The organism is Cytobacillus spongiae (assembly GCF_021390075.1).
Map to the genome: position 1 here is coordinate 1,192,726 of NZ_CP089997.1, position 24,162 is coordinate 1,216,887.

27 protein-coding genes are annotated in these 24,162 nt (G+C 37.8%); 17 read left to right on the forward strand and 10 right to left on the reverse strand.

All coding sequences use genetic code 11. From position 1 onward, the window contains the following. Positions 1-24: 24 nt before the first annotated feature. The 6 genes from LS684_RS06190 to LS684_RS06210 form a co-directional block, all read right to left on the reverse strand. On the reverse strand, positions 25-891 hold the full coding sequence (locus LS684_RS06190; protein WP_233810745.1) for a TVP38/TMEM64 family protein: 867 nt from the start codon (positions 889-891) through the stop codon (positions 25-27). A 264-nt stretch (positions 892-1,155) separates the two neighbouring features. Continuing rightward, positions 1,156-1,374 carry a hypothetical protein gene (locus LS684_RS24390; protein WP_489886017.1) on the reverse strand — a complete coding sequence of 73 codons (219 nt, stop codon included), beginning with the start codon at positions 1,372-1,374 and terminating at the stop codon, positions 1,156-1,158. 380 nt (positions 1,375-1,754) lie between these two features. Next, positions 1,755-2,603, reverse strand: coding sequence for a ClpXP adapter SpxH family protein (locus LS684_RS06195; protein ID WP_233811556.1), 849 nt, complete (start codon positions 2,601-2,603; stop codon positions 1,755-1,757). A gap of 26 nt (positions 2,604-2,629) precedes the next feature. Beyond that, on the reverse strand, positions 2,630-3,031 hold the full coding sequence (locus LS684_RS06200; RefSeq protein WP_233810746.1) for a globin domain-containing protein: 402 nt from the start codon (positions 3,029-3,031) through the stop codon (positions 2,630-2,632). A 280-nt stretch (positions 3,032-3,311) separates the two neighbouring features. Further along, positions 3,312-3,929: a lytic transglycosylase domain-containing protein gene (locus LS684_RS06205; protein WP_233810747.1), complete on the reverse strand. Its 618-nt coding sequence runs from the start codon at positions 3,927-3,929 to the stop codon at positions 3,312-3,314. Positions 3,930-3,939: 10 nt separating this feature from the next. Further along, positions 3,940-4,533 carry a CYTH domain-containing protein gene (locus LS684_RS06210; RefSeq protein WP_233810748.1) on the reverse strand — a complete coding sequence of 198 codons (594 nt, stop codon included), beginning with the start codon at positions 4,531-4,533 and terminating at the stop codon, positions 3,940-3,942. 122 nt (positions 4,534-4,655) lie between these two features. Between LS684_RS06210 and LS684_RS06215 the strand changes: the two genes are divergently transcribed. From LS684_RS06215 to LS684_RS06230, 4 genes are all read left to right on the forward strand, one after another. Beyond that, positions 4,656-5,018 (forward strand): UPF0738 family protein, encoded by a 363-nt coding sequence (locus LS684_RS06215; RefSeq protein ID WP_233810749.1) that lies wholly within the window; start codon positions 4,656-4,658, stop codon positions 5,016-5,018. Positions 5,019-5,075: 57 nt separating this feature from the next. Beyond that, on the forward strand, positions 5,076-5,714 hold the full coding sequence (gene yjbM / locus LS684_RS06220) for a GTP diphosphokinase (protein WP_284701581.1): 639 nt from the start codon (positions 5,076-5,078) through the stop codon (positions 5,712-5,714). Positions 5,715-5,762: 48 nt separating this feature from the next. After that, positions 5,763-6,557: an NAD kinase gene (locus LS684_RS06225; protein ID WP_233810751.1), complete on the forward strand. Its 795-nt coding sequence runs from the start codon at positions 5,763-5,765 to the stop codon at positions 6,555-6,557. Between the two features lie 125 nt (positions 6,558-6,682). Next, a complete protein-coding gene (locus LS684_RS06230; RefSeq protein ID WP_233810752.1) occupies positions 6,683-7,570 on the forward strand; it encodes an RluA family pseudouridine synthase in 888 nt (295 codons plus the stop codon). 233 nt (positions 7,571-7,803) lie between these two features. On the opposite strand, the gene prpE is transcribed toward LS684_RS06230, so the two are convergent. Further along, entirely contained in the window at positions 7,804-8,538 is a 735-nt protein-coding gene (prpE, locus tag LS684_RS06235) for a bis(5'-nucleosyl)-tetraphosphatase PrpE (RefSeq protein WP_233810753.1), read from the reverse strand. A gap of 336 nt (positions 8,539-8,874) precedes the next feature. On the opposite strand from prpE, the gene mgtE reads away from it, so the two are divergent. From mgtE to fabI, 3 genes are all read left to right on the forward strand, one after another. Further along, positions 8,875-10,257 carry a magnesium transporter gene (gene mgtE, locus LS684_RS06240; RefSeq protein WP_233810754.1) on the forward strand — a complete coding sequence of 461 codons (1,383 nt, stop codon included), beginning with the start codon at positions 8,875-8,877 and terminating at the stop codon, positions 10,255-10,257. Positions 10,258-10,278: 21 nt separating this feature from the next. Next, positions 10,279-12,141 carry a monovalent cation:proton antiporter family protein gene (locus LS684_RS06245; RefSeq protein WP_233810755.1) on the forward strand — a complete coding sequence of 621 codons (1,863 nt, stop codon included), beginning with the start codon at positions 10,279-10,281 and terminating at the stop codon, positions 12,139-12,141. A 731-nt stretch (positions 12,142-12,872) separates the two neighbouring features. Continuing rightward, a complete protein-coding gene (gene fabI, locus LS684_RS06250; protein ID WP_233810756.1) occupies positions 12,873-13,640 on the forward strand; it encodes an enoyl-ACP reductase FabI in 768 nt (255 codons plus the stop codon). A gap of 229 nt (positions 13,641-13,869) precedes the next feature. On the opposite strand, the gene LS684_RS06255 is transcribed toward fabI, so the two are convergent. Next, positions 13,870-14,814 (reverse strand): EAL domain-containing protein, encoded by a 945-nt coding sequence (locus tag LS684_RS06255; protein WP_233810757.1) that lies wholly within the window; start codon positions 14,812-14,814, stop codon positions 13,870-13,872. Between the two features lie 156 nt (positions 14,815-14,970). Between LS684_RS06255 and LS684_RS06260 the strand changes: the two genes are divergently transcribed. Then, positions 14,971-15,558 carry a CotO family spore coat protein gene (locus LS684_RS06260; protein ID WP_233810758.1) on the forward strand — a complete coding sequence of 196 codons (588 nt, stop codon included), beginning with the start codon at positions 14,971-14,973 and terminating at the stop codon, positions 15,556-15,558. A gap of 73 nt (positions 15,559-15,631) precedes the next feature. Here the strand turns inward: LS684_RS06260 and LS684_RS06265 are convergent, their stop codons facing one another. Next, on the reverse strand, positions 15,632-16,141 hold the full coding sequence (locus tag LS684_RS06265) for a CotY/CotZ family spore coat protein (RefSeq protein ID WP_233810759.1): 510 nt from the start codon (positions 16,139-16,141) through the stop codon (positions 15,632-15,634). A gap of 128 nt (positions 16,142-16,269) precedes the next feature. On the opposite strand from LS684_RS06265, the gene LS684_RS06270 reads away from it, so the two are divergent. From LS684_RS06270 to spoVIF, 9 genes are all read left to right on the forward strand, one after another. After that, entirely contained in the window at positions 16,270-16,626 is a 357-nt protein-coding gene (locus tag LS684_RS06270; RefSeq protein WP_233810760.1) for a DUF1360 domain-containing protein, read from the forward strand. A 689-nt stretch (positions 16,627-17,315) separates the two neighbouring features. Next, positions 17,316-17,795: a YhcN/YlaJ family sporulation lipoprotein gene (locus tag LS684_RS06275; protein ID WP_233810761.1), complete on the forward strand. Its 480-nt coding sequence runs from the start codon at positions 17,316-17,318 to the stop codon at positions 17,793-17,795. Positions 17,796-17,815: 20 nt separating this feature from the next. Further along, positions 17,816-18,292 (forward strand): stage V sporulation protein AC, encoded by a 477-nt coding sequence (gene spoVAC, locus LS684_RS06280; RefSeq protein WP_233810762.1) that lies wholly within the window; start codon positions 17,816-17,818, stop codon positions 18,290-18,292. Next, positions 18,292-19,308: a stage V sporulation protein AD gene (gene spoVAD, locus LS684_RS06285; protein WP_233810763.1), complete on the forward strand. Its 1,017-nt coding sequence runs from the start codon at positions 18,292-18,294 to the stop codon at positions 19,306-19,308. Before spoVAC ends, spoVAD begins: the two co-directional genes overlap by 1 nt. Before the next feature lie 13 nt (positions 19,309-19,321). Next, entirely contained in the window at positions 19,322-19,678 is a 357-nt protein-coding gene (spoVAE, locus tag LS684_RS06290; protein ID WP_233810764.1) for a stage V sporulation protein AE, read from the forward strand. Positions 19,679-19,687: 9 nt separating this feature from the next. Next, positions 19,688-19,879, forward strand: coding sequence for a hypothetical protein (locus LS684_RS06295; RefSeq protein ID WP_233810765.1), 192 nt, complete (start codon positions 19,688-19,690; stop codon positions 19,877-19,879). Between the two features lie 17 nt (positions 19,880-19,896). Continuing rightward, complete coding sequence (locus tag LS684_RS06300; RefSeq protein ID WP_233810766.1) at positions 19,897-20,760, forward strand: DUF421 domain-containing protein; 864 nt, start codon at positions 19,897-19,899, stop codon at positions 20,758-20,760. 90 nt (positions 20,761-20,850) lie between these two features. After that, positions 20,851-20,976: a YjcZ family sporulation protein gene (locus tag LS684_RS06305; protein ID WP_233810767.1), complete on the forward strand. Its 126-nt coding sequence runs from the start codon at positions 20,851-20,853 to the stop codon at positions 20,974-20,976. Between the two features lie 132 nt (positions 20,977-21,108). Next, entirely contained in the window at positions 21,109-21,366 is a 258-nt protein-coding gene (gene spoVIF / locus LS684_RS06310) for a sporulation-specific transcription regulator SpoVIF (protein ID WP_233811557.1), read from the forward strand. A gap of 450 nt (positions 21,367-21,816) precedes the next feature. On the opposite strand, the gene LS684_RS06315 is transcribed toward spoVIF, so the two are convergent. Further along, positions 21,817-24,099: a UvrD-helicase domain-containing protein gene (locus LS684_RS06315; protein ID WP_233810768.1), complete on the reverse strand. Its 2,283-nt coding sequence runs from the start codon at positions 24,097-24,099 to the stop codon at positions 21,817-21,819. Between the last annotated feature and the right edge of the window lie 63 nt (positions 24,100-24,162).

Below are 24,162 nucleotides of genomic sequence, written 5' to 3' on the forward strand. Positions count from 1 at the left end.
AAACAACGCTTTGAATGTGAAATTCTAGGCGTTGTTTTTTTCATTTTGATGAGATAGTCGTTTTTGAATATAAAAAGAAACAAGAAATACCGAGGCGATACCTAGTGAAATAGTCATTACAAATTGTGAAGGGGTTAATGATAAGAATTTAGCAAGCTCGATAGAATAGGATAATAATGATGAGGTAATGAGCTTAGATATCGCTGAGATAATTATGAATTTTTTGAAAGATACTTTGCTGATCCCTGCACCTACTGAAATAATTTCATCAGGTAAAATGGGGATGATAAAAAGTAAAGTTAGGATGACAGTTTCATTTTTACTCACAAATAACTGATATTTGCGTAATTGTTTTTCTTTCACTAACTTTAATGCAAGCTTTTGTCCACCATACCTTGCAATCAAGAACATTACAAGAATCCCAAGCGTAGTACTAACAAAACTGATTAATGTAGCCATAAGAGAACCTAATACAACGCTACCAGCTGGAACTGTAACTGCTTCTGGAAGTGGTAATATAATGGGCTGTAGGAAACATACTAGCGCAAAAATCCATTTGGCAACAGACGCATGATCTCTTAAAACCTGTTCCATTCCATGCTGGTCTGAATAAACAATAAAGCTAGATAGATAATAAATGACTATACCTCCGAAAACAATAAAAGACAATACTAGCAGGATTTTTCGTACAATCTTTAGATAATGATATTTCCGAGATGCTATTAGGTATAAGTCGACAAATAATAATGCAAAGATGGAAAGAATAAATAACAATTTATTAGCTGTTAGAAGTGTGGGCATGAAAGATAATAGCGTCCCAATCATAATAGCTGATAAACCCAAGTGAATAAGAGTTTCTCCTGCCCATTGTTTTTTCTTCCGTATCAACATTTGATTCCCCTTAAAATATTAGCTTTGTTCACCTTATTATCTAATGAGTAAGAGGAAGAATGAACGATTCTCTAATGGTACGGGGGGGCACCAATGAAATTAATCTTCATTCACCTTGAAACATATTTTAATAAGGTTAAACAAAGCTAATTAATTCTTAATCTAATTATAATCTTAACCTTAGATAAGTGGAAACAATCTGCAGGCTTAACCTGTAATTAGACCTAAGACTTAGATAAAGACCATCTAAGTTAGGACGAATTGTTAGAAACCTTTAAATTTGTTACGGCTATTTAGATAAGAAAAAAATACGAGGAAGGAAAAAAATAAAACAGGAGAGCTAATGTATAGGGGGATCAAATTCATTAACCCTAATACATGAAGAAAAAAAGAGAAGATTATTAAGATGATCATTAGCAGAAAAGGGAGACTTTTCATCATTCGCATCCTCCAGCATAGATTAGAATTAGCTTTGCACTTCATATATATGTATTTGTCCGAAAAATATGAGGGGATTTTGACAATATTGTGAAATAACACACAAAGTTATTGTCAGTCCTAATTTATTCGTGATATATTACAGATGTGAAGTTGTTCACAAGCAAACATATACCCCTTTGTTTGACCGTGAAAAATTTCTCCCATCCCCTTTGTTCGTAAATTTAAATAGGAAAAGGCCTTGCAATGTCGGAAGCTTGCAGGGTCTTTTTCATTTTCTTGAAAAAATTCAATAAGGCTGGGCTGCTTACCAGTGAAGTTTCTAAGGATGAAATGAACATCCATCTAGAAAAAAAGACTATAGATACTCATAGAATAGCTTCGTTGAGTGTCTATAGTCTTATTGCTTGTGTTAACATTGCTAATTAATCATTATAGCGCCAAAACATGCCGAACTTCACTGGTACTTGTTCTACCTTTTGCTTGAGCTGTAGTTTTTTCATTTCACGTTCGACCTCGTTGATAGCCATGTTGTATACTACAGCAATTTCTTTTGTTGCAACTAACTTAAAGTACTGAAGAAATACTTCTAGAGGAGGTGGATCAAGCTTATCTGGCTTATCTTGAAGCATTTGTTCTAGAATCTGTACGTACACTTCATAAGGATAATATCCAGTAATTTTAATCCCCTCTTCTTCGATGTTTTGATTAAAAAAGACAAGAGTTGGGATTTCATCTACTTCCATCTCAGAAGTAATCTTTAAGTCGCATTGAAAAGCTTTCGCTGCACTTTCTGAGTGGATATCATTAATAAATTCCTTCACATCAAGGCCAACTTCAGCTGCGCACTCCTTTAACACGTCAAGTTCAGATATGTTTTGCTTCTCAAGAAAAAGCACTTCTTGTAGCTTTCTTAGGAAGCGAATGGCCGATTTTCTTCCTTGCAGCTCTGCCGCTTTTATAGCAATTGATGCAAGGTGGGGAGACGAGACTGGATTTTCAGTCCATAGGCTGCCATCACAGGACATTCCTGACCGACTAGCGGTTCTTTCCCATAGGTCCGCTATGTTTTCATAGCATTGCTTTTTACCAAGGTTCAAAGTGGCAATCGAACCACTTACAACATGCTTGATGGAGAAATATCTTCCGTATTCGATTTGTAACTTTTTTATGATGGGTTCAAGAGCCCAACATTCAGGACATAAGGGGTCGATAAACATATAAATCTCAATGGGTTTCTTTTCTGATCCGTGACAATGATGACTAGAGTTCATTTTTGGTTGATATGTTTCATTCTCCCTCACGTGCTCTCACCTTTCAAATCTTCATTTTCCGGAGTATTAATCATATGCTGAGCAGTTAGGACAAGTCTTGAAAAAAAATCTTCTCTTATCGGACCTTCTAGCCCAACCTCATCCATTGCTTCTGACATACATGTAATCCAAGCTTTTGCTCTAGATTCAGTAATTTCAAATGGCATGTGTCGAGCTCTTAACATAGGATGGCCGTGTTCGGATGTGTAAATTGGTGGGCCGCCTAAATACTGTGTTAAAAATTGTTTTTGTTTACGTGCTGTTTCCGATAATTCCTTTGGAAAAATAGGAGCTAGCTTCGGATGTTGTCCAACCTTCAAATAAAAAGTGTCAACTAATTGAGTTAGCGTATCCTCCCCAATTAATTCGTAAGGTGTATGGTTAACCATCTTAGGGAACTCCTTTATAAATTTTTTCATTTTACATTGGTAAACAGATGATGTATTTTACCTATTCGTAAGTTAGGGATACATATTTCCCTCATATAATTGCTTTTATTTTACCAGTGGCTTGAGGATATCTCAAACAAATAGCTTTCAGCAGAGAAGGATACAATTGGATGTCTTAGGTCTTCGTAACGATACTAAATGAATAACTTCGAGAATATTGTTTGCCTCTACATGCAAAAAAATCCGTCTGTCTCGATTCAACAGACGGATTTACAAGTAACTACGCTAATAATGTGCCGGTGACCTTTTGCACGTAATTTTGTGTTTCTTTAAATGGAGGAATTCCCCCATATTTATCAACGTTTCCTGGACCAGCATTGTAAGCAGCTAGTGCTAATTGAATATTTCCATTGTATTTGTCTAGCATTTGTCTTAAATATTTGCTTCCTCCAAAGATATTCTGTCTTGGATCAAATACGTTAGTAACACCTAAGCCTCTTGCTGTGTCAGGCATTAACTGCATTAAACCGGAAGCACCAGCATGGCTAGTTGCATTAGGATTGAAATTGGATTCCTGTTTAATGACTGAACGAATTAAATCAACAGGCAAACGATATTTCTCTGCAGCCTCTTGAATAATAGAATCGAAATCGGAAGGACTTCTAGTAAGCTTAGTGAAGCTCATTGGTGGTAGAGTAGTCGTTTTTTGAATCGGCAATGACTCAAAATGATTGGATTCATTCGTTATGGAAGAGGAAGCATCCTTTGTCACTAACAATTGGTTTAAAAGCTGTCCAAACATGGATTCCTGTGAAGATGTCGATCCAGAAGAAGAGGTCTGGCTAAAATTCTGAAGAGCTTGTAACTCTAACATTACTTTTAGTTGGTTGATATTCATTTCCAATCCCCTAACTCTCTAAGTTCATTTGGTTGTATTTTTCAAGATAAAAACGGCGGATTTTATTTTTTGTTTTTCGAATGGGTATGTGTAAATTGGTCAGTAAATTAGTGAAATGCTGAAAGCCAGTCTGATAATCACTTACTTCGTATTCTACCTCATAATCTTCTTTATTTAAATAGAAACTATGATCGAGAACAAGCAAGCCATTAAGGTATTCGATCTCAGCACGTATCGTAGTTAGAGATCCGAAATAAGCAAGCTTTTGAATATCTATGTTCATCTCAAGAATTAGTTCCGAAATATGGCCATCAGGAAGCGAACCGCCTCTTACCATATTTTCCGCTTCTTCTACTGTTAAAGACTGATTTGTTTCAAGCAAGCCTTCTGTTGCGGGCTGCTTCAATGTCATTTCTAAGTGAGATCCCTTTTGCCTAATTCTTAAGGCGCATCCGGATTCTTTCAAATCGAATTGATTCGTATCGAAATAGTGGTTTTCCTGACTAATAAATTGTTCGGGTCTGACGGAAAATGCCTGTACTAGCTTAAGGAATTCCTCTTTTGTAAGCATGTTTTTAAATTCAATCTCAATATTCTGTGACAAAGGGAATTCTCCTTTCTACAAATATCATCAGCTATATTATCTCTTTCGGTTTGAAAAACTGCAATGTTTAGGATAATTTGTTCAATTATGATAAAATAGGGAAGAGTATGGAGGTTGAAAATATGAGACAAAAAAGACAAATGACCAAATCGATTCAAATCGAAAATACAGAAGTTCAATTAATCACGAATGATCCAATCGAAAACTTAACCGCAACAGGAAAAATGCTTGTTGATTCCGATCAATTTTCCTTTGTTTACATAACTGAGCAAAATGATGACTATATATATATATCATTGACAGAAGCGGTTTGGAGTGATTTGAAAAGCGCTCTAGATCTAGAACTACCTGTAGTGATAGTCCATGAAACTGAGCGGTTAGAATTAAGTGATTTTCATGAGGAACTAAGCTATTTAATCGAAAATATTAAAGGAAACAGTAATTACGGAGAGGAAATGGTCGCGAAGGTTGAGAATACTTTTTAGCGAACAATCATCATCCACTAGAAGATAAGAGAAGAGACAACGGATGAGGTGATGAACTTGAAGCATTGGGATCAATTTTTGGCTCCTTATAAGCAGGCCGTTGAAGAGCTAAAGGTGAAGCTAAAAGGAATGAGAGGGCAATTCGAAATGAAGTCTTCTCATTCTCCAATTGAATTTGTCACAGGCAGAGTGAAGCCGATTGCAAGTATATTAGATAAAGCAAATCAAAAAGACATTCCTTTGGATAAGCTAGAAGTAGAGATGCAAGATATTGCAGGCCTACGAATGATGTGTCAATTTGTTGACGATATTAAACCAGTAGTTGAGCTTTTACGCATTCGAAATGACTTTGAGATCGTAGAAGAAAGAGATTATATTTCTCATAAGAAAGCAAGTGGTTATCGATCTTACCATGTAGTAATCCGATACCCGGTACAAACGATTCAAGGAGAGAAAAAGCTTCTTGTTGAAATTCAAATTCGCACACTAGCGATGAATTTTTGGGCAACGATTGAGCATTCACTGAATTATAAGTATAGTGGGCAATTTCCTGAAGATATCCGTATTCGTTTGCAGCGAGCTGCTGAAGCTGCTTTTCGTCTGGACGAGGAAATGTCGTTAATTCGAGGAGAAATTCAAGAGGCACAAGCGTTTTTTTCAAAGAAAAAAGAACAGCAGCAGGATCGAAAAAATTAGCAAACAGAAGTTGGGGAAGCAAAATGATTATAGAGGAGTTTGTTACCAATGAGATTTGCAATTACCTCTAAGGGAGATTCAAAGTCAAACACCCTTATGCATAAAATGAGAACCTATCTCCTTGATTTTGATTTAGTTTATGATGAAGACCAACCAGATATTGTCGTTTCAATTGGTGGAGATGGTACATTGCTCTATGCCTTTCATCGCTACAGCAGCCGATTAGATAAAACAGCCTTTGTAGGAATTCACACTGGTCATTTAGGTTTTTATGCTGATTGGGTACCAGAAGAAATGGAGAAACTCGTCATTGCCATTGCGAAGACACCTTATCAGGTAATTGAATATCCACTATTAGAGGGCATTATTCGTTATCAGCATGGTGGAAAGGAAACAAGGTATCTTGCGCTTAATGAATCGACGGTGAAAAGCGTGGAAGGGACACTTGTCATGGATGTTGAAATTCGTGGCTCCCAATTTGAACGTTTTCGCGGAGACGGACTTTGTGTTTCTACTCCTTCAGGAAGTACAGCTTATAATAAGGCATTAGGGGGAGCGATTCTTCATCCATCCCTTCAAGCGCTTCAGCTAGCAGAAATGGCTTCAATAAATAATAAGGTGTTCAGAACAATCGGTTCGCCGTTAATTCTACCAGCCCATCATACGTGTATGTTAAAACCTGTGAACCGTTCCGATTTTCAAATTACGATTGATCATTTGACATTATTACATAAAGATGTAAAATCTATTCAATTTCGAGTGGCTGATGAAAGGATTCGCTTTGCTAGGTTTAGACCTTTCCCATTTTGGAAGAGAGTTACAGACTCCTTTATATCTGATTAATTTAAGAAGGCTCAATTCTAAAGAAGTATACTCAGAAGTCATGAATGGAGCAAAAGAAAAGGAAACCCTTCTTCTGAATCTATTTTTCTTAGCAAAAGCCTTATTTAAAGATAGGAGATATTTGGATGTCCGCTTTTACCCTTACATGGAATATATCAAACGAAGAGGAAGGAATCCTTGTTAGAGAATATTTAAAGAGTCATGACATTTCAAAGACTGCTTTGACTGATATTAAATTTTCTGGTGGGAAAATTCTAGTCAATCAGCAAGAAGTAACTGTTAGATATATGTTAAAGGAAGGAGACCGACTAGAAGTAGTATTTCCAGTTGAGCTTCCTAGTTCCTCTGCTCAAGGAGAACAGATTCCAATCGATATCGTCTATGAGGATGAATATGTTCTAGTTGTCAATAAGCCTGCTGGGATGAATACCATTCCTTCTCGTGAACATCCAACTGGAAGCCTAGCGAATGCCATAGTTGGCTATTACGGACAGATTAATTTGACAGCTACGGCGCATATTGTTACTAGGCTTGACAGGGATACATCAGGGCTTGTTCTAATTGCTAAGCATCGTTACGTCCATCATTTATTAAGTAAACAGCAAAAGCTTGGCAATGTAAAACGATTCTATCATGCAATTGTAGAAGGATCTAACCTAGACCATTCAGGAAGGATAGTAGCTCCTATTGGTCGAAAGGAAGACAGCATTATTGAGCGGGAGGTAAGGACTGACGGTCAGTATGCATGCACGCACTATCGGGTGCTACGAAGGTTTAAAGGTTATTCATTAGTAGAGCTAAGCCTAGAAACAGGGAGAACGCACCAAATACGCGTTCATCTATCCTATTTAGGTCACCCCTTACTTGGAGATGATCTTTATGGTGGAAATAGAAGATTGATAATTAGGCAAGCCTTGCATTGTTGTAAATTATCTTTTTATCACCCGTTATTGAATAAAGAATGGTCCTTACAAGCGGCAGCACCAATGGATATGAGCATATTAGTTGACTAACAAGGGGATGCTTTCTATGTTAGAGGGCATCTCTTTCTTTGTTTCTTTTCACTACTCTCTCACTCAAGGAAGAGACAAAAGCTTAGTGCGCCTTGGATAGGCTAGGAAAACTAAGTCAGTTTAGAATAGAAGGTGTTCAGTGCCTTCCATTCTAAATTGGCTTATGACCTAGAGGCGGAGCTGCTTCGCCTGGTAGTCGAACGGATTAGTGAAAATTTAATAAATAGGAAAAGTTAATAAGTGAATTTTTCTTTAACAAAAGGCATAGTTGAAGGAACTGAAACAACCTCTAGCTCTGGGTATCTTAATGCTGATAGCTTGTTGCCAAATACAGCTCCCGTATCAACGTTATACGTTTGATTGACAATTCTCGCATCAAGTACAGGTGTATGACCATAAACAATAATTTTTTGACCATGATATTGACTTGCCCAATCACGCCGAACAGGCCTACCGTCAGGCAGCGTTTCCCCAGTAATATCTCCATAAAGGACAAAGGTTTTAACTTTCGAACTTTGTTGGCCAATGTAATCCTCTCGTATTCCTGCATGAGCCATGACTAGCATATCTTCATCCAGTATATGATAAAGTGGAGAGTTGTCATATAACTGCATAAACATACTTTTTATTTCTTCTTGATCCGAAGACGATAATGCTTCATATTCAGCAGCTGTTGTTTCCAAGCCGTGTTTTAGTTGAACTTTATTTCCAAGAAAATACCTATATAATTTGTTGCAATGGTTGCCAGGAACATAATAAGCCGCATCTAACTCAATCACTAATCTCCATACTGCACGAATGACTTTCAATGATTCAGGGCCCCTATCTGTTAAGTCCCCAACAAATCCAAGCTTTCGTCCACTTGGGTGAAGAGGAATACCATGTTCCCAATTATATCCGAGCAATTTGGTTAACTCGACAAATTCATGATAACAGCCATGTATATCACCTATTATATCGATTTTCATTTAAAATCCTCCTATATCCATCTAATAGTACTATATGCAAAGTTTGTTTTTAACTCAAATAATAGGGGAAATTAAAAGAAATCGGGCTAATCTAAATGGGAAAAAATGATTTATTCTTAAATAGAATTTAAAATAATAGTAACGACAAAAAAACAAAGATTTGCTAGTATAATAAGGACGCTTACTATATAGATGGCATAGCTTGATCATTTAACCGATTACTCCTATATGCTTTGTAAAGAGTTTGTAAATTTTCATTGAATTAAGTATGCCTCAATTGAGAGAGAACCTTTAAAAATGCATGGTGCTCTTCTAAATGGAAGGAGGTAATTATAGATGACTGACCAAAAGAATGAAAAGCAAACGCCAGTCCAACACATTAATAAATCATTACTACTTCAATCGTTAAAAAATGAAGACTTTGATCTTTTCCGTGAAGAATTCTTAGAATTGCACCCATATGATCAAGCTTCCTTCTTTAAGGAATTGGATGAGAACATAAGGGCTAGGATCTATCATTACCTATCTCCCGAAGAAATGGCTTCATTATTTGAAAACTTAGAGATTGATGAAGAAGAAATTGAAGATGTTCTAGCCACGATGAACCCTACGTATGCTGCAGACATGCTGGCAAATATGTATGCAGATGATGCCGTCGATGTGTTAAACGAGCTGGACAAAGATCAAGTCGTTAGCTATTTAACCTTAATGGATGACGAAGCAGCTAAGGAAATTAAAGAGCTATTACATTATGAGGAATATACTGCTGGAAGTATAATGACAACGGAGTTTATCTCCATTTCAGCCAATCAAACTGTACGCTCTGCCATGTATATTTTGAAAAAAGAAGCACCCCGTGCTGAGACCATTTATTATGTATATGTGGTAAATGAAGACAAGCAGCTTGTAGGTGTTCTTTCATTAAGAGATTTGATTATCGAGGATGATGATATGATGATCGAAGAAATCATGAATGATCGCGTATTATCTGTTTCTGTAAGCGAAGATCAAGAAGAGGTAGCTAGGAAAATGAAGGACTACAACTTCTTAGCTCTACCTGTTGTGGATTTTCAAAAGCATTTACTCGGTATCATAACCGTAGATGATGTCATGGATGTCATGGAAGAAGAAGCTTCTGATGACTACTCAAAATTGGCTGCCGTATCAGATATGGACACAGTTGATCGAAATCCCCTTGTAGCTGCTCGCAAACGATTGCCATGGTTAATTATTTTATTGTTTTTGGGAATGTTCACAGCTAGTCTGATAGGAAGATTTGAAGACACGTTGAATAAAGTCGCCATATTAGCCGTTTTTATCCCGTTAATTGCAGGAATGGCAGGAAATACTGGAACACAAGCGCTAGCCGTGGCAGTAAGGGGAATTGCTACAGGTGATTTAGAAAAAGAAAGCAAGGGGAAGCTAATAATAAGAGAAGCTGGCACAGGGGTTATTACTGGATTAACTTGCGGGATTCTTGTTACAATAGTCGTCTATTTATGGCAAGGTGACATATATTTAGGAATGTTGGTTGGCATTTCGATCCTGTCTACATTAATTGTAGCGACACTGGCAGGAGCGCTTGTTCCTTTGCTCATGCATAGATTAAAGATTGACCCAGCTGTAGCGTCTGGACCATTTATTACAACGATTAATGATATCATTAGTATTTTAATTTATTTTGGGATGGCTACGATCTTTATGAGCTATCTAACTTAGAGAAAAAGGGGGAACCAATAGATGGAACAGCATGGAGCTTCCGTTACATCACTCGTAATTGTTATCTTAATTGCATTTCTAACACCCATTCTCCTACACCGGTTTAAATTAAGCTTTATTCCTGTTGTTGTAGCTGAAATTATCATGGGATTAATTATCGGAAAAAGCGGGTTTAATCTCGTTCAAGAAGATGTATGGCTTGAAACGTTATCAACCCTTGGATTTATCTTTTTAATGTTTTTAAGTGGACTTGAAATTGATTTCTCAGCTTTTTCAGGCGGAAAGAAACGAGAGAAATTGCCAAACGGCAAGCAAGAACCAAATTCCTTCTTCGTAGCTTCAATTGTATTTGTTGGGATTTTTGGTGTCTCACTTGGCTTGTCCTATTTATTTGTCCTTGCTGGCTTTATTGATAATGCCTTCTTAATGACCTTGATCATTTCAACCATATCATTAGGGGTTGTTGTGCCGACGTTGAAAGAAGCTCATATTATGAAAACCAGCGTAGGTCAAATCATTCTACTTATTGCGGTTATTGCAGACTTAGCTACGATGATCTTATTAGCTGTTTTCGTATCTCTTTATGATACAGGTCACGGCAACACATGGTTATTACTAGTTCTCTTCATTGTCGGTGTGGGTCTCTATTTCGTTGGTAAACGATTTAAAAATAAGAAATTCATTGAGGCATTGTCGACTGGGACAACTCAAATTGGAATGAGAGCCGTATTCACGCTTATCATCTTCCTTGTAGCGTTATCAGAGACAGTTGGAGCAGAAAACATTCTTGGCGCCTTTTTAGCAGGGGTTTTAGTATCATTGTTGTCTCCAAACCAAGAAATGGTTCACAAGCTTGATTCCTTTGGTTACGGCTTTTTAATTCCGATCTTCTTTGTAATGGTAGGGGTCGATCTAGATATTTGGTCTCTCTTCAGTGAAAAGAAGATGCTTATGTTAATTCCGTTGTTATTAGTAGCATTGTTTTTATCTAAGATTATTCCCGTGTACTTAATGAAAATCTGGTTTGATATGAAAACCGTTATGGCATCTGGTTTCTTATTAACATCTACTTTGTCACTTGTCATTGCAGCTGCAACGATTGGAGAACGGATGGAAATGATAACACCAGAAATGAGTGGTACATTAATTCTAGTTGCCGTCATTACTTGTGTCATCTCACCGATTTTCTTTAAAAAGCTATTCCCTCAACCCGTTCAAGAGGAAACAAAGATCAAGGTGGCTTTTGTTGGTGCAAATCAATTAACAATGCCTGTATCTCGAGAATTAAAGTCAGGCCTTTATGTACCTGTTTTATATCATAAGAAGCAGGAAAAGGCAGAAAAACAAATTGCTTCTTCGCTTTTTGAAATTGTCGAAATTGAAGATTATACGTTAGAAACCCTTGAAGCAACAGACGTGTTCCATGCAGATGTTGTAGTTATCTCAACCGGTGACGAAGAGGTAAATGCTACATTAGCTGTAGCTGTGAAAGAAAAAGGCGTAGAACGTGTCATCTGTCGAATCGAAAGCCCAGACTTGGAGGAGGGTTTGCGAGAACAAGATATTGAAGTGTTCTCAGTATTCCTATCTACAAAAGCATTATTACGCGCTCTGATCGAATCACCAAGTGTTATGAACATATTAACGAACCAAGAAACAGCTCTTTATGAAATTCGCCTACTAAACGAGCAATTCGAGGGCATGACACTAAGAAGATTCCCGTTCACTGGAGATGTCATTTTTGTTCGGATCTTTAGAGGGAAAGATTCAATCGTTCCACACGGAGATACAGAGCTCCACCTTAATGATAAATTAATTGTAACTGGCTCTAAGGAGTACGTTGACGAACTCAAACGTGAGCTAGAATTTTGTGAGTGGTGTTAAGATTGGTTGATGAGCCCGCTGCTAAAATGCAGTGGGCTTTTTGGTGTGTTTAAGCACAGGGACAGCCAGTTAGAGGAGAACCAAAGGAAGACGAGTGCGAATTTCGAATGAGTTGAAACAAAAATAGAAAATGCTAGTAGGTGCGTTCGCAACATTCAGTGAGGAAAGACAAAAAGGGAGATTTGAGAAATAGAGTCTGAAGAAGTAGCGAGGTCGGACAGCAAAGAAGGAAAACTAAGAAAATGAGTCCGAAAAAGGGTCAATTCGGACAGCACAGGGGGAAAATCAAGAAAATGAGTCCTAAAAAGGGGGCAGTTCGGACAGCAAAGAGGGAAAACTAACAAAATGAGTCCGAAAAAGGGGTCAATTCGGACAGCAAAGAGGGAAAACTAACAAAATGAGTCCGAACCCTGTGAGAGTTCGGACATCTAGAGGGAGGGAAAGAACAAGAAACAGTGTCCGAAACAGTTAGCCACCGAAAGTACTAATATAGCCCTAGGTAACTAAACCCTGCTATCAAATTAAAACCTAATCATACTTCACAAGAATTTATTGTAACCTTACTTAACTATTATGATTCAATCAACTCTTATTACAACTATTGCTTTGATCAACGCTAATGGTTTTTCTCATAAACAGTATTCTTAGCTGGCTTCCCTTTTTCGGAAAAGTATAGTAATATTAGTACTAGGTACTAATAACTTGTAATAATTAATGGAGGGTAAAAAAAAATGACACTTTCTTTACAGGGAAAAACGTATGTAGTTATGGGTGTTGCCAATAAACGAAGCATTGCTTGGGGGATTGCTCGTTCTCTTCATCAAGCAGGAGCAAAGCTGATCTTCACGTATGCTGGAGAGCGTTTAGAAAAAAGTGTTCGTGATTTAGCTGAAACATTGGAAGGTAATTCCATAGTGCTTCCTTGTGATGTGACGAATGATGAAGAGGTCCACAAGTGTTTTGCAGCCATTAAAGAAGAGGTAGGAACGATTCATGGAGTTGCCCATTGTATTGCATTTGCTCATAAAGAAGAGCTTCAAGGCGATTACATGAATACAACTCGCGATGGCTTTTTATTAGCTCATAATATTAGCTCGTATTCTCTAACAGCAGTAGCGAAAGAAGCAAAAGGTCTTATGACAGAAGGTGGGGGCATAGTTACGATGACGTATTTGGGCGGAGAGAGAGTCATCGAAAACTATAATGTAATGGGTGTTGCAAAAGCATCTCTTGAGGCAAGTGTGAAATACTTAGCAAGTGACCTTGGGAAACATGGAATTCGAGTAAATGCAATTTCAGCTGGGCCAATTCGAACTCTTTCTGCAAAAGGCGTTAGTGACTTTAACTCGATTTTAAAAGAAATTGAAGAAAAAGCTCCATTACGTAGAACGACTACTCCAGAGGAAGTAGGGGATACCGCTCTATTTCTATTCAGCGACCTTGCTCGTGGAATTACTGGTGAAAATATTCATGTTGATTCTGGCTTTCATATTTTATAAATGAATTTTTTACTCGACGAGAAGAAGGATATGGGAGAACGACATTATCCACGATAATATTAAGATGAATCGAATGGCTGATGTTGGTTCACACGTCCTTATATAGTGGTGAGCTGGTGAATCAGCTTCTCGCCTTATAAGGAACTAAATCGTGCTGAAAAAATAAAAAAGTCCCGCTTTCATAAATGGAAGCGGGCAAAACTATATATAAAGGGGGTCAAACACAAAATTAGATTAAACGATTAGCAATTGATTTTTTTAACACTTGATTGTTATCCATGATAATAATCTCATCATCTAAATTCACAAAAAATGTACGCGGCTTAAGAGCGGATTGTATAGCTGCATGATAATGAATGATTTCATTGATGATAATTTTTGGCACTTCTTTTACAGGAAAGTTTGGCCTTGCTAAATAATATCCTTGTCCACAATCAATCCCAAGATCCATCACTGTTCTTAATTCTTCAGAAGTTTCGATTCCCTCGGCAATAATGGTACTATTCATCTTCTGTGCAAAGGTGACAAATGCCTCTAATATATGTTTTTTCACATCATTTTCATCAATATTACTTATGAGTGAACGGTCAATTTTTATGTAGTCAGGCATGATTTCGGAAATAGCTTGTAGGGAAGAATAACCTGCTCCAGCATCATCAATTGCAATTTCAAACCCTTGGTCACGGTAATGGTTTAAGGCTTCTCTAAAAGTAGTAAAATCCTCAATGGCACTTCTTTCGGTTATTTCAAAAACCACTTCCTCTGGATTTACATCAAACTGTTCAAGCAATGAAGCGGTATGTCCTGGGGTAAAACTAGGATCATGTACAACTTGCGAACTAATGTTGATAAAAAGTTTTTCTCCATTCTGTAATAAGGAATGACTATTCTTAAAGGCAAGTTCCCTTGCAATTTTTTCAAGAGGATAGAGTAAACCTAGCTTTTCAGCATATTGAAAAAGATGGAGCGGAGAATGAAATTTGCTATCTAAAGGCCCTCTAGTAAGAGCTTCAAATCCAAAATTATCCCCGGTTCGAAAGTTAATAATTGGTTGAAAAAACATGGTTAAGCTTTTATTCATTAAGATGCTTCTAAATTCTTTTCTCATAATTAGATCTTCTTCCGTTTCTACTAGTTGAGCGGAGGACGTTAGTCTATTCATTAACCCGGTCATCAGCAAGACCTCCTTGCTTACAACAAAAAATATTCCATAATTCGACAATAACAGAGAATTGTTAAGTAAATATATTCTCATTGTAAATTTTCGATTATAAACATCGATTTGCAACGAGACAAGCCCTACTTGCATACATATAGGGTGAATCACTATGTGAGTGAGGTGAATGGTATGTCTAAGCAGGATCGAAAACGCGAACCCTTATTTTACATTACTCAGCCCCAGGTAAATATTCCTACAGGTAAAATGCAGGAGACGTATTCAGCTAAAAAAGCCGAAAAAGAAAGAGCAGAACGTGAAAGGAAGTTGAAGGAACAGGCAGTAGTCCATGAAGATAAGGTCAAGAAGAAAAAGCAAAAATTTTTCATTGAGGACCTTGGGGAAGAAACTGGGGCTTTTAGCGGAAAGAAAAAGCCTTTAGCTGATGAACCAGCTGCTGATGAGATTCAAGAAGTCATCAATCAATATGAAGAGACCGAGACGCCAAATGAAACAGTAAACTACGGATTAAGAAGAGTAAAGAGCTTTAAGGAGATGAGCTTATCTGAACGGATTGACTATTTAGTTCATTTTCCAAAGCAGCTTCCTCCCGTTCCGTGTGCTTTTTCAACAGACGAGGAGATTTACAAAGGCTTTTTAGTAACCCGTGGTGAAGATGATGTAGAAATCAAGCTGTATAACCAAAAGAAAATAGTAGTTAAGCTCAGCGATTTAAAAGAAATTAGGATGATTGGATTCTAATTTGCACCTATTTGTCGTAAAAATAAATGCCAGTCGTGTAAAACGACTGGCTCAATGTTGTTACATTACATGATTAATCTTCACAGATGTTTAAGTTTACGTCTGCTACACATTGAATTGCGCAGAAGCACTCAAGGTCAACTGTGATGCAGTCATTTGTAGCACGGAAGTGTTGAACGCGACATACTGCATTTAGATCGATGCAGCATTTGTCTTTGTAGTCACCAGTAAGGTCTACAGTGTTGCCATGCTCATCTACTGGACGTAATACGCGAAGCGTTGCACAGCAGTTATCGAATACATCCTCTACACGGAAAAAGATGGATACGCATGAACAGTCATGCCCTCTAAAGAATGCATGGAAAGGTGATCCATCAGCTGTTTTTAAGATGAATACACGTGTATCTGCATTTTGACGTCTTGCTGGTGCTACTAAAGATCCTAGTGGCTCTTGGAAACAATTTGTAGGACAATCACACTCGTCTACTGCGTTATCTTGAATATCTTTAATTGCGCGGACAACTTCGCAAACACAATTGCCTTTTCGAATATCGAATACATCGTCTTTTTTTCCACAACCCATTAATAATTCCTCCTTATGATTTCTGTTTACTTACTACACTAATAACATATTGTGGGAGGGCTCAATGAGTTACGGACAAATGCCTGTTTTAGGTGAAATTAGGCGATCATCACGAGGGAGTGGAAGTAATGGACATACAGTTGATGGAGCTAATCGTTTTTTCATTAGCAAGCTTTCGTCTGACCCGATTGATTGTTTTTGATAAAATAACGAATTTTATTCGAGCACCTTTTTTCGAGGAAGTTATAGAAGAAGATGAAGATGGACAGCAAGAGGTTTATCTCATTCCCAAAAAGCATATCGTATATGGCTTTTTTGGAGAGTTATTGAGTTGTTATTGGTGTACAGGGATTTGGGTGACAGTTGCTCTATATGCAGGCTATCGTTATCTCCCAAGTGTATCGATTCCAGTCATCGTTATATTAGCAGTAGCAGGAGTTGCTGCCTTCATTGAAGCCCTCTTGCAAAAAGTGTTAGATGAATAAAGAAAGGGCACGTTTGTTAGGCGTCTTCTCTAAGCAAAGTTCTCAGTATTACGTAGAATAAAGTACAATCCATAAGAGTTGGGGGACTGAATGCATGAATAATTCAACAAAACAAGCCTCTAAAAAGATAAAGCCTCAACCTACGAATAAGAAGAAAAAAGGTTGTGGCTGTGGAAAAAAGAAAAAAGTAAATTAAAATAGATGTTAGGCTGGGACATACGTATTTCAGTCAATGATATATCCGAACGATTAGGAGTTATCTCCTTTTACTAGTTCGGGTATTTTTGTTTATTCGGAAGACAAATTTTTAATAAATAGTGGAATAGACCGGAAGACACTCGACTACTAAGGGAAATAGAGGAAAGGCTGAGACACTAAAGCCAGCGAGGAGGCTCAGCTTCCTCTCCGCGGAAAGCGAGTGTCTGCAGCGCAGGTGGAACGAACTTATTTTTACAACCTAACTTATTTAAAAAAGTCATTGTTCGTCTTTGAGAAGGCATCATATAGGTATGTCCCAGACTCTTATTTTATCTCTTACTAGGTAGAAAGTGCCTATAGATGTATTTAGCGGATCGTTTTACTTTCAGTAATATTAGGTTATGGAAATTCTACCCATTCATAATTTTTAATATCTAGAAGAAAATAGGATTAACCTATTCGAAAATATTTTTACATAGGAAAGGACGCGTATGATGTCTATGAATATTCGGTACATTATAGGTACAATTCTTTCTGTTTCCATTCTTTTTGGCTGTCAAAGTAAGGAAGCGAAAGATAGTCAACTTGCATTATTAAAAACGACAAACCCATCTCCAATGGTCGTTGAAAAAAAGACCGAAGAAAACCTCGAGTTAGTTGACAAGATTAAAAAAGATGTTGCTGACTTTGAAGAAATTTATGATGTTGCGGTTATTAAGGGGAATGGTGATGTACTAGTTGTCTATAAGGTTAAGCATCTCAAACGATTCCATATGAAGAAAATTGAGAAAAAGATGACGAAGCTCTTGGAAAAGAATTATCCAGATGAGGAATTCACCGTTTCAAGTGATTATAAGATTTTTATGGAAGCTGTCGAATTAAATGAAAAAATGCAAGACCCGAAGTACTCAGAAGAAAAAGCGAAGAAAAAATTCAACCAAATTCTTGAGCTAGAACGAGAAATGACTTAATAGAAGGGGATGAATGCTCTGTGGGGAAGAAAAATGATCAATTAACACCTGAACAACAGCAATATCAAGAATTGCAGCAGAAGCATGAGACTAAGCGCCCGGTCTTAAAGAATTGCTTAAAGGCATTTTTTGTGGGTGGCCTCTTTAGTATAGTAGGACAGGCAATTAGTTATTTCTATATATATTATTTTAATTTCACAGAACAAACAGCTGGAAATCCAACAGTTGCAACAATGGTATTTATCGCAATGCTTCTTACTGGCTTTGGTGTTTATGACCGATTAGCGCAGTTCGCAGGAGCTGGAAGTGCCGTTCCTGTAACAGGATTTGGGAATGCGGTCATATCTGCTGCCATTGAACATCGTACGGAAGGGTTTGTTCTAGGGGTTGGAGGAAATATGTTCAAGCTTGCAGGATCAGTCATTTTATTCGGTGTATTTTCTGCATTTGTGATTGCGTTAATTAAAACGATTCTAATCCAATGGGGGGTGATCTGATGCTTAAAGGGAAGCAATCTTGGGTGTTTCACAATCGCCCTGCAATACTTTCAACTGGCGTGACCGGTGGACCTTTTGAAGCAAATGGGAATTTAGCTGATGACTTTGACATTCTTCATGATGACTTATGGATGGGCGAGGACACTTATGAAAAAGCACACCGTGTATTAATGGAGGAAGCAATTCAAACAGCATTGCAAAAACAAAGTCTTCAGCAAGAACAAGTAGAGTTTTTAATAGCTGGAGATCTAATTAATCAAATTACTCCTACTAGCCTGGCTGCTCGTAAAACGCAGATTCCCTACTTTGGCATTTTTGGTGCGTGTTCAACTTCCATGGAAGGCCTTGCTCTTGCTTCCTTTTTTGTTAATTACGGGGGTGCTAAACATGTAGTTACTGGGGCTGCAAGCCATAATGCTGCAGTAGAAAAGCAATTTCGCTACCCAACTGAATACGGCGGTCAAAAGCCACCTACTGCGCAATGGACGGTAACAGGTGCAGGAGTTGCCGTTATTGGCAAGAATACAAATGACGGGAACCAGCCTGTAACAACTTCAGCTACGATAGGACGAGTCATTGATATGGGGTTGACGGATCCATTCAATATGGGAGGGGCTATGGCACCAGCAGCAGCCGACACGATTACCGCTCATTTCAATGACCTTCAAATTGATCCTTCGTATTACGATCTGATTATTACAGGGGATCTTGGAAGGATTGGCCAAGAAACAACCTTAGATCTTTTGAATAATAATGGCATTCAAATAGATTCTGCTAAATTTCAAGACTGTGGATTGTTAATCTACAAGGATACACAGCCTGTTCAATCTGGGGCAAGCGGGGCTGGATGCTCTGCAACTGTGTTATATGGTCATCTTTTAAACCAAATGAAGCAAGGAACATTTAACCGAATTTTAGTTGTAGCAACTGGGGCATTGTTATCTCCTCTTACCTACCAGCAAAAAGAAAGTATTCCTTGTATTGCCCATGCTGTATCAATTGAAATGAATCGATAGGAGTTGGTTTAACATGCTAGCAATGTTTTTTTGGGCATTTGTTGTAGGTGGTCTTATTTGTGTCATCGGACAACTACTGTTTGATCTAGCAAAGCTCACGCCAGGTCATACGTTAAGCATATTGGTCGTTGCAGGTGCTATTCTTGAAGGCTTTGGATTATATGAACCACTTGTTGATTTTGCAGGAGCTGGTGCAACCATTCCAATAACGAGCTTTGGAAACTCACTTGTACATGGAGCCATGCAGGAGGCTGAACAACACGGAGTTGTAGGAGTATTAACTGGAATGTTCGAGGTGACAAGCTCTGGGATTTCAGCAGCGATAATCTTCGGATTTATCGGTGCACTACTATTTAAACCTAAAGGATAGGATAGAAATATGAATGAAAATATGGAGAGCTTGAAACAAACATCGGCCATGTTAAAACAGCTAGAAGCATATTTGTTAGAGAAAGCTTATAAGATTCGAGAGGAAGAGTCTAAAGCGATCTATGAGAAGGGGGTCGCTACAACTAAGGAAATGCAACATTTCATTGATAGCCGATTATCCGATTTGAGGTGGCTTAAATGATTCGAAGGAGAAAATAGATGTCAACGATCGTGGAAACCATTATTCGGTCTTTATTTATCATTGTTGGATTATTTATAATTACTAAATTATTGGGGAAGAAGCAGCTGTCTAAGCTATCTTTTTTTGAATATATTGCAGGGATAACGGTAGGAGATATTGCAGGTACCTTATCAATGGATCCAGAACTGAGCTTGCGAGATGGAGTGACTGCTTTGCTCATTTGGTCGTTTGTCCCTTTATTTATTTCTATCTATTCACTAAAAAACAAAAAATTCCGAGATATTGTCGAGGGAAAGCCAACTATCTTTATTGAAAAAGGAAAGGTGTTAGAGAAAAATTTAAAAAAAGAGCGGTACAGTGCGGATGAGCTTTTAGAGCAGCTGCGTACGAAGAATGTCTTTCAAGTAGCAGATGTAGAATTTGCATCACTCGATTCAAATGGTGACTTAAGTGTTCTATTAAAAAAAGGGAAGCAGCCTGTAAGAGTTGAAGACTTATTTAATCGTTACCATGAAGAGAGTGAACCACAAACGATCATATCAGATGGATCCTTGGACGAAGAAAAGCTGAATAAAGCCAGTATTAGTCGCGGATGGATTGAGTACGAATTAGCAAAACGAGAGCTCACAGTAGAGGATGTATTTCTGGGTCAGATTACTTCAAATGGAGAACTATCCTTTGACCTATATAATGATGATATGAAAGAGCAGCAGGTAGATGATGAAGAATTTTTGGGGGTTTTGCTTACGAAGCTCCAAGCTGATTTTGCGTGGAATTCTTCAATTGTTACTCCACCATATCTAAAAAGAATGTACGGGCAGTATAGTGAAGAGCTAGCCAAATTAATGTGTGAGTTAGCCCTTAAGCGGAAAGATAACTAGAAAAATCGGTAAACCTAGGGTGTTGCCTATACCAAAAGCATGTGTCCCTCATATGGTGATAGTGAACCTATAAAAAGTGAGGTGACATACATGGGCTACGGATGTTGTGGTGGATACGGATACGGCGGCTACGGTTATGGTGGTGGCAGTACATTCGTATTAATCGTTGTTCTATTCATTCTTTTAATTATTGTGGGTGCCAGCTTTTACCACTAAGTTGATTTGAAATATGTCGTTTCTATATGAAGCGGCATTTTCCTGTTTAATCATTTTCATTATCCACCTTCGCACACTTTTCGCCCACCTTCATAAGATAAAGTAGCTTATGAAGGAGGCGTGATGAACGACATGGAAAATAACTTCTTTAAAAACGTTGAAAAGAAAACGGGCGTAAACATGAAAGATATCTTTGATTTGGCTAACTCTTTGCAAAGCGCTAATTTTAAAGATGAAAATACAGTGAGAAACGTGATTAAACGTGTTTCCCAAATAGCCAACAAGCCAGTATCTAAAGAAATGGAAGATCAAATTGTCAGTTCAATTGTGAAAGATGGAAAACAGCTAGATATGAATACAATTACAAAAATGATCAATAAGAAGCAATAAGCCAGCTTCTACAAATGTGGATGGGGAAAAAGGACTTGGATACGTATCCAAGTCCTTTGTACTGGTTGTGAAGAAATAAAATTGACGCATCTAGTTGCACTTAGCCAAATTGGAAGAGCCCCCTTCACATCTAGTTGCCCTTAGCCAAATTGTGAGCGTTCGCTCCATTTATGAGCATTCGCTCACAGCTGTCTGATTTTCGCTCGCTTTTCTAAAATTTTCGCTCACAAATGACAAGGATTCGCTCTAATTCGACCAACTTTCGCTCGGCCAAGGGTGACTTTCGCTCAAAAAGAGGATTCCTAAAAGCTGAAATTCAAAAGAAGGATACGATTTTCACGAAAAATCTATACATTTTGTGTAATTTTCAATCTCTAGTCCTCTAAACTAGAAAAGTAGTTACAAGAAACCAACAGCATAGTAGTGAGTGGGACGCTAAAGCACACCTATTTACCGAATTGGCTGTAAAAAACGAGATGAGTTTGCGGTCTTTCCTCGGCGTTTTTCTGGAACGGATAAATAGAGGTGCTCTTGTGCTCGAGTCATGGCAACATAAAGTAGTCTTCTTTCTTCTTCTAGGGGTCCTTCATCACCGTTACGATACGCATCTAGTGCATAGTCATGGGGAATACTGCCGTCGACTGCTCCGAGTATATAGACGGTTTTGTATTCGAGTCCTTTTGCTCGATGAATGGTACTTAGGGTGACAGCGTGTTGTCGATCTTTGCTAAGTGCCTTTATTTCGCGGTTCATGGCACGCATATGGTCTACATGCTCCAGAAACTCATATAACGTTTGAAATCGTTTGGCTGCTACTTTTAGATCTCGTATATCGTCTGAACCTTTGTCCATTTGGTTGCCTTCATTTCCACGCTTTTTAATAAAATCTTGAAATCCTAATTCCTTTTCCACCTTTTCAATAGCTACAACTGGTGATAATGAAGCCAATGTTCGGGTAATTTGCAGAACTCGTTTTAGTTTGCTTTCCTGAAAGGCGAAGCCTGTTTTAATTTGTGGAAGACACTCTAATAAAGTACAATCCTGTAAGATGCTTTCTGCTTTTAAATCCTGCAGAACAGACTGCTTCACAAATAAGGCGGGCAAGATTTGTTTTATTGATTCTTGATCATCTTCATTCAAGGAAAGCTTAAGAAACCCGAGCATACTTTTTACAATAAATCGATCATAAAAAGATTCAGCATCTTGGTCAATCGTAAATGGGAGACTCGAATGGACAAATCGTTCGAATATAGCTCGGCTCCCTGTGTGTGTACGATATAAGATTGCAAAATCCTCAGGGCTTGCCCCAGCTTCCATTTTTTCTAATATATCTGTTAATATCATTGTCGCTTCTTCTTCCTCATCAAAGGGATAAAAGAAGATTGGTGCATGGTCTCGATCGTATTGAGCAATCATGCTTTTCGCTCGTCTCTGTTTGTTCTTCTTAATGATGGCATTGGCAGTTGCGACAATAGGATGGTTTGAACGGTAGTTTTGATCAAGGATGACAACCTTGGCAGTTGGAAAGTCCTGTTCAAAGTCAAGTAAATAGTGAGGGTCACTTCCACGAAAGGCATAAATGGACTGATCATCATCTCCCACAGCGCAAATATTATTTGACTTTGAAGAAAGGAGTTTCATTAATTCATATTGAACTTTATTAATATCTTGAAATTCATCAATAAGAAAATAGTGAAGTCGATTATGGTAGATGGATAAAAGCTGTGGCTGTTCTGTAAAAAGCTGATAACAGCCAATTAACATATCATCAAAATCAAAGAGTCTCTGCTTTTGCTTGAAATTCTCGTAATATTGATAGAGAAATGCTACCTTTTCTTCCCATGGGGTTTTTGCATGGACATGATTCGGTGCGATTAGGGAATTTTTCCACAGGCCAATTTGCTGTAACGCTAGATCATACGCAAATTCTTTTTCATCCAGCTTTAATTCTCTTCCAGCTTCTTTCAATATTTGTTCCCGTTGCCAATCTTTTTTTAGTAGTTTTTCAGATGAATATTGTTCTGGTTGATGGAAGGACAATATTCTGTAGAAAATGCTATGAAACGTTCCAGTTACGAGCTGTTTCACCATTTGCTGGTTCATGTCTGGGTATTGAAGTAAGCGCATTTTCATTTCATTTGCTGCTTTCGCTGTAAATGTTACAAGCATCATTTCATTACCCTTTATTCTGTGTTCATTTAACATATATGCTGTTCGTGCTGTTAAAACACGTGTCTTTCCGCTTCCTGCGCCTGCGAGCACGAGAAGAGGACCATTTACGGCAGTAACAGCATTAGATTGGTGTTCGTCTAGAAATGTTCCATCGTTTGCTAATTTTTGTAGATATGACGCCTGTAAGTTTGCTTGCTCTACTGACGTTGGCTGAAAAGGGGGAGGAGCCTTAACCGATTTTGCTTTTTTAAAAGAAGTTGTTTGCTCTTGAACAACAGTGATTGTACGAGATTTTGGAATTTGAAAGCCGTTTAACTCTTTTGAGCTTTCAATTATTTCAATAGGCTTTTGAATTGAAAGTTTGTCTTGACATGTTGAAGGACGATTGGATATATGAAAAAAATGAGGTTCGTCTTGAATACCTAAATACAGTCGAACCGGTTCTAAGCAAGCAGGACAAGTGAGCCTTCCTTTTTTTCCTTCTTCATAAAGAAATTGATATATTTCTCTTTGATATTTAACTAAATTCACTAGTTTTTCGTTATGTAGAGCAGTGTTCATACGTAATTCCCTCATTCGCATTATTCATCATACTAATTCATTTTTGACATTGAATTCTATCAT

Excerpts from the sequence above, each read along its gene's own strand:
- LS684_RS06195 (WP_233811556.1), bottom strand. The coding sequence starts at position 2,603 with ATGAACTCTAGTCATCATTGTCACGGATCAGAAAAGAAACCCATTGAG.
- LS684_RS06305 (WP_233810767.1), top strand. The coding sequence starts at position 20,851 with ATGGGCTACGGATGTTGTGGTGGATACGGATACGGCGGCTACGGTTAT.
- LS684_RS06200 (WP_233810746.1), bottom strand. The coding sequence starts at position 3,031 with ATGGTTAACCATACACCTTACGAATTAATTGGGGAGGATACGCTAACT.
- LS684_RS06300 (WP_233810766.1), top strand. The coding sequence starts at position 19,897 with ATGTCAACGATCGTGGAAACCATTATTCGGTCTTTATTTATCATTGTT.
- LS684_RS06245 (WP_233810755.1), top strand. The coding sequence starts at position 10,279 with ATGGAACAGCATGGAGCTTCCGTTACATCACTCGTAATTGTTATCTTA.
- LS684_RS06255 (WP_233810757.1), bottom strand. The coding sequence starts at position 14,814 with ATGACCGGGTTAATGAATAGACTAACGTCCTCCGCTCAACTAGTAGAA.
- LS684_RS06295 (WP_233810765.1), top strand. The coding sequence starts at position 19,688 with ATGAATGAAAATATGGAGAGCTTGAAACAAACATCGGCCATGTTAAAA.
- LS684_RS06270 (WP_233810760.1), top strand. The coding sequence starts at position 16,270 with ATGGACATACAGTTGATGGAGCTAATCGTTTTTTCATTAGCAAGCTTT.
- mgtE (WP_233810754.1), top strand. The coding sequence starts at position 8,875 with ATGACTGACCAAAAGAATGAAAAGCAAACGCCAGTCCAACACATTAAT.
- LS684_RS06215 (WP_233810749.1), top strand. The coding sequence starts at position 4,656 with ATGAGACAAAAAAGACAAATGACCAAATCGATTCAAATCGAAAATACA.
- LS684_RS06205 (WP_233810747.1), bottom strand. The coding sequence starts at position 3,929 with ATGAATATCAACCAACTAAAAGTAATGTTAGAGTTACAAGCTCTTCAG.
- prpE (WP_233810753.1), bottom strand. The coding sequence starts at position 8,538 with ATGAAAATCGATATAATAGGTGATATACATGGCTGTTATCATGAATTT.
- spoVAE (WP_233810764.1), top strand. The coding sequence starts at position 19,322 with ATGCTAGCAATGTTTTTTTGGGCATTTGTTGTAGGTGGTCTTATTTGT.
- LS684_RS24390 (WP_489886017.1), bottom strand. The coding sequence starts at position 1,374 with ATGAAGTGCAAAGCTAATTCTAATCTATGCTGGAGGATGCGAATGATG.
- fabI (WP_233810756.1), top strand. The coding sequence starts at position 12,873 with ATGACACTTTCTTTACAGGGAAAAACGTATGTAGTTATGGGTGTTGCC.
- LS684_RS06225 (WP_233810751.1), top strand. The coding sequence starts at position 5,763 with ATGAGATTTGCAATTACCTCTAAGGGAGATTCAAAGTCAAACACCCTT.
- spoVIF (WP_233811557.1), top strand. The coding sequence starts at position 21,109 with ATGGAAAATAACTTCTTTAAAAACGTTGAAAAGAAAACGGGCGTAAAC.
- LS684_RS06275 (WP_233810761.1), top strand. The coding sequence starts at position 17,316 with ATGATGTCTATGAATATTCGGTACATTATAGGTACAATTCTTTCTGTT.
- LS684_RS06190 (WP_233810745.1), bottom strand. The coding sequence starts at position 891 with ATGTTGATACGGAAGAAAAAACAATGGGCAGGAGAAACTCTTATTCAC.
- spoVAD (WP_233810763.1), top strand. The coding sequence starts at position 18,292 with ATGCTTAAAGGGAAGCAATCTTGGGTGTTTCACAATCGCCCTGCAATA.
- LS684_RS06265 (WP_233810759.1), bottom strand. The coding sequence starts at position 16,141 with ATGGGTTGTGGAAAAAAAGACGATGTATTCGATATTCGAAAAGGCAAT.
- LS684_RS06230 (WP_233810752.1), top strand. The coding sequence starts at position 6,683 with ATGTCCGCTTTTACCCTTACATGGAATATATCAAACGAAGAGGAAGGA.
- LS684_RS06315 (WP_233810768.1), bottom strand. The coding sequence starts at position 24,099 with ATGAACACTGCTCTACATAACGAAAAACTAGTGAATTTAGTTAAATAT.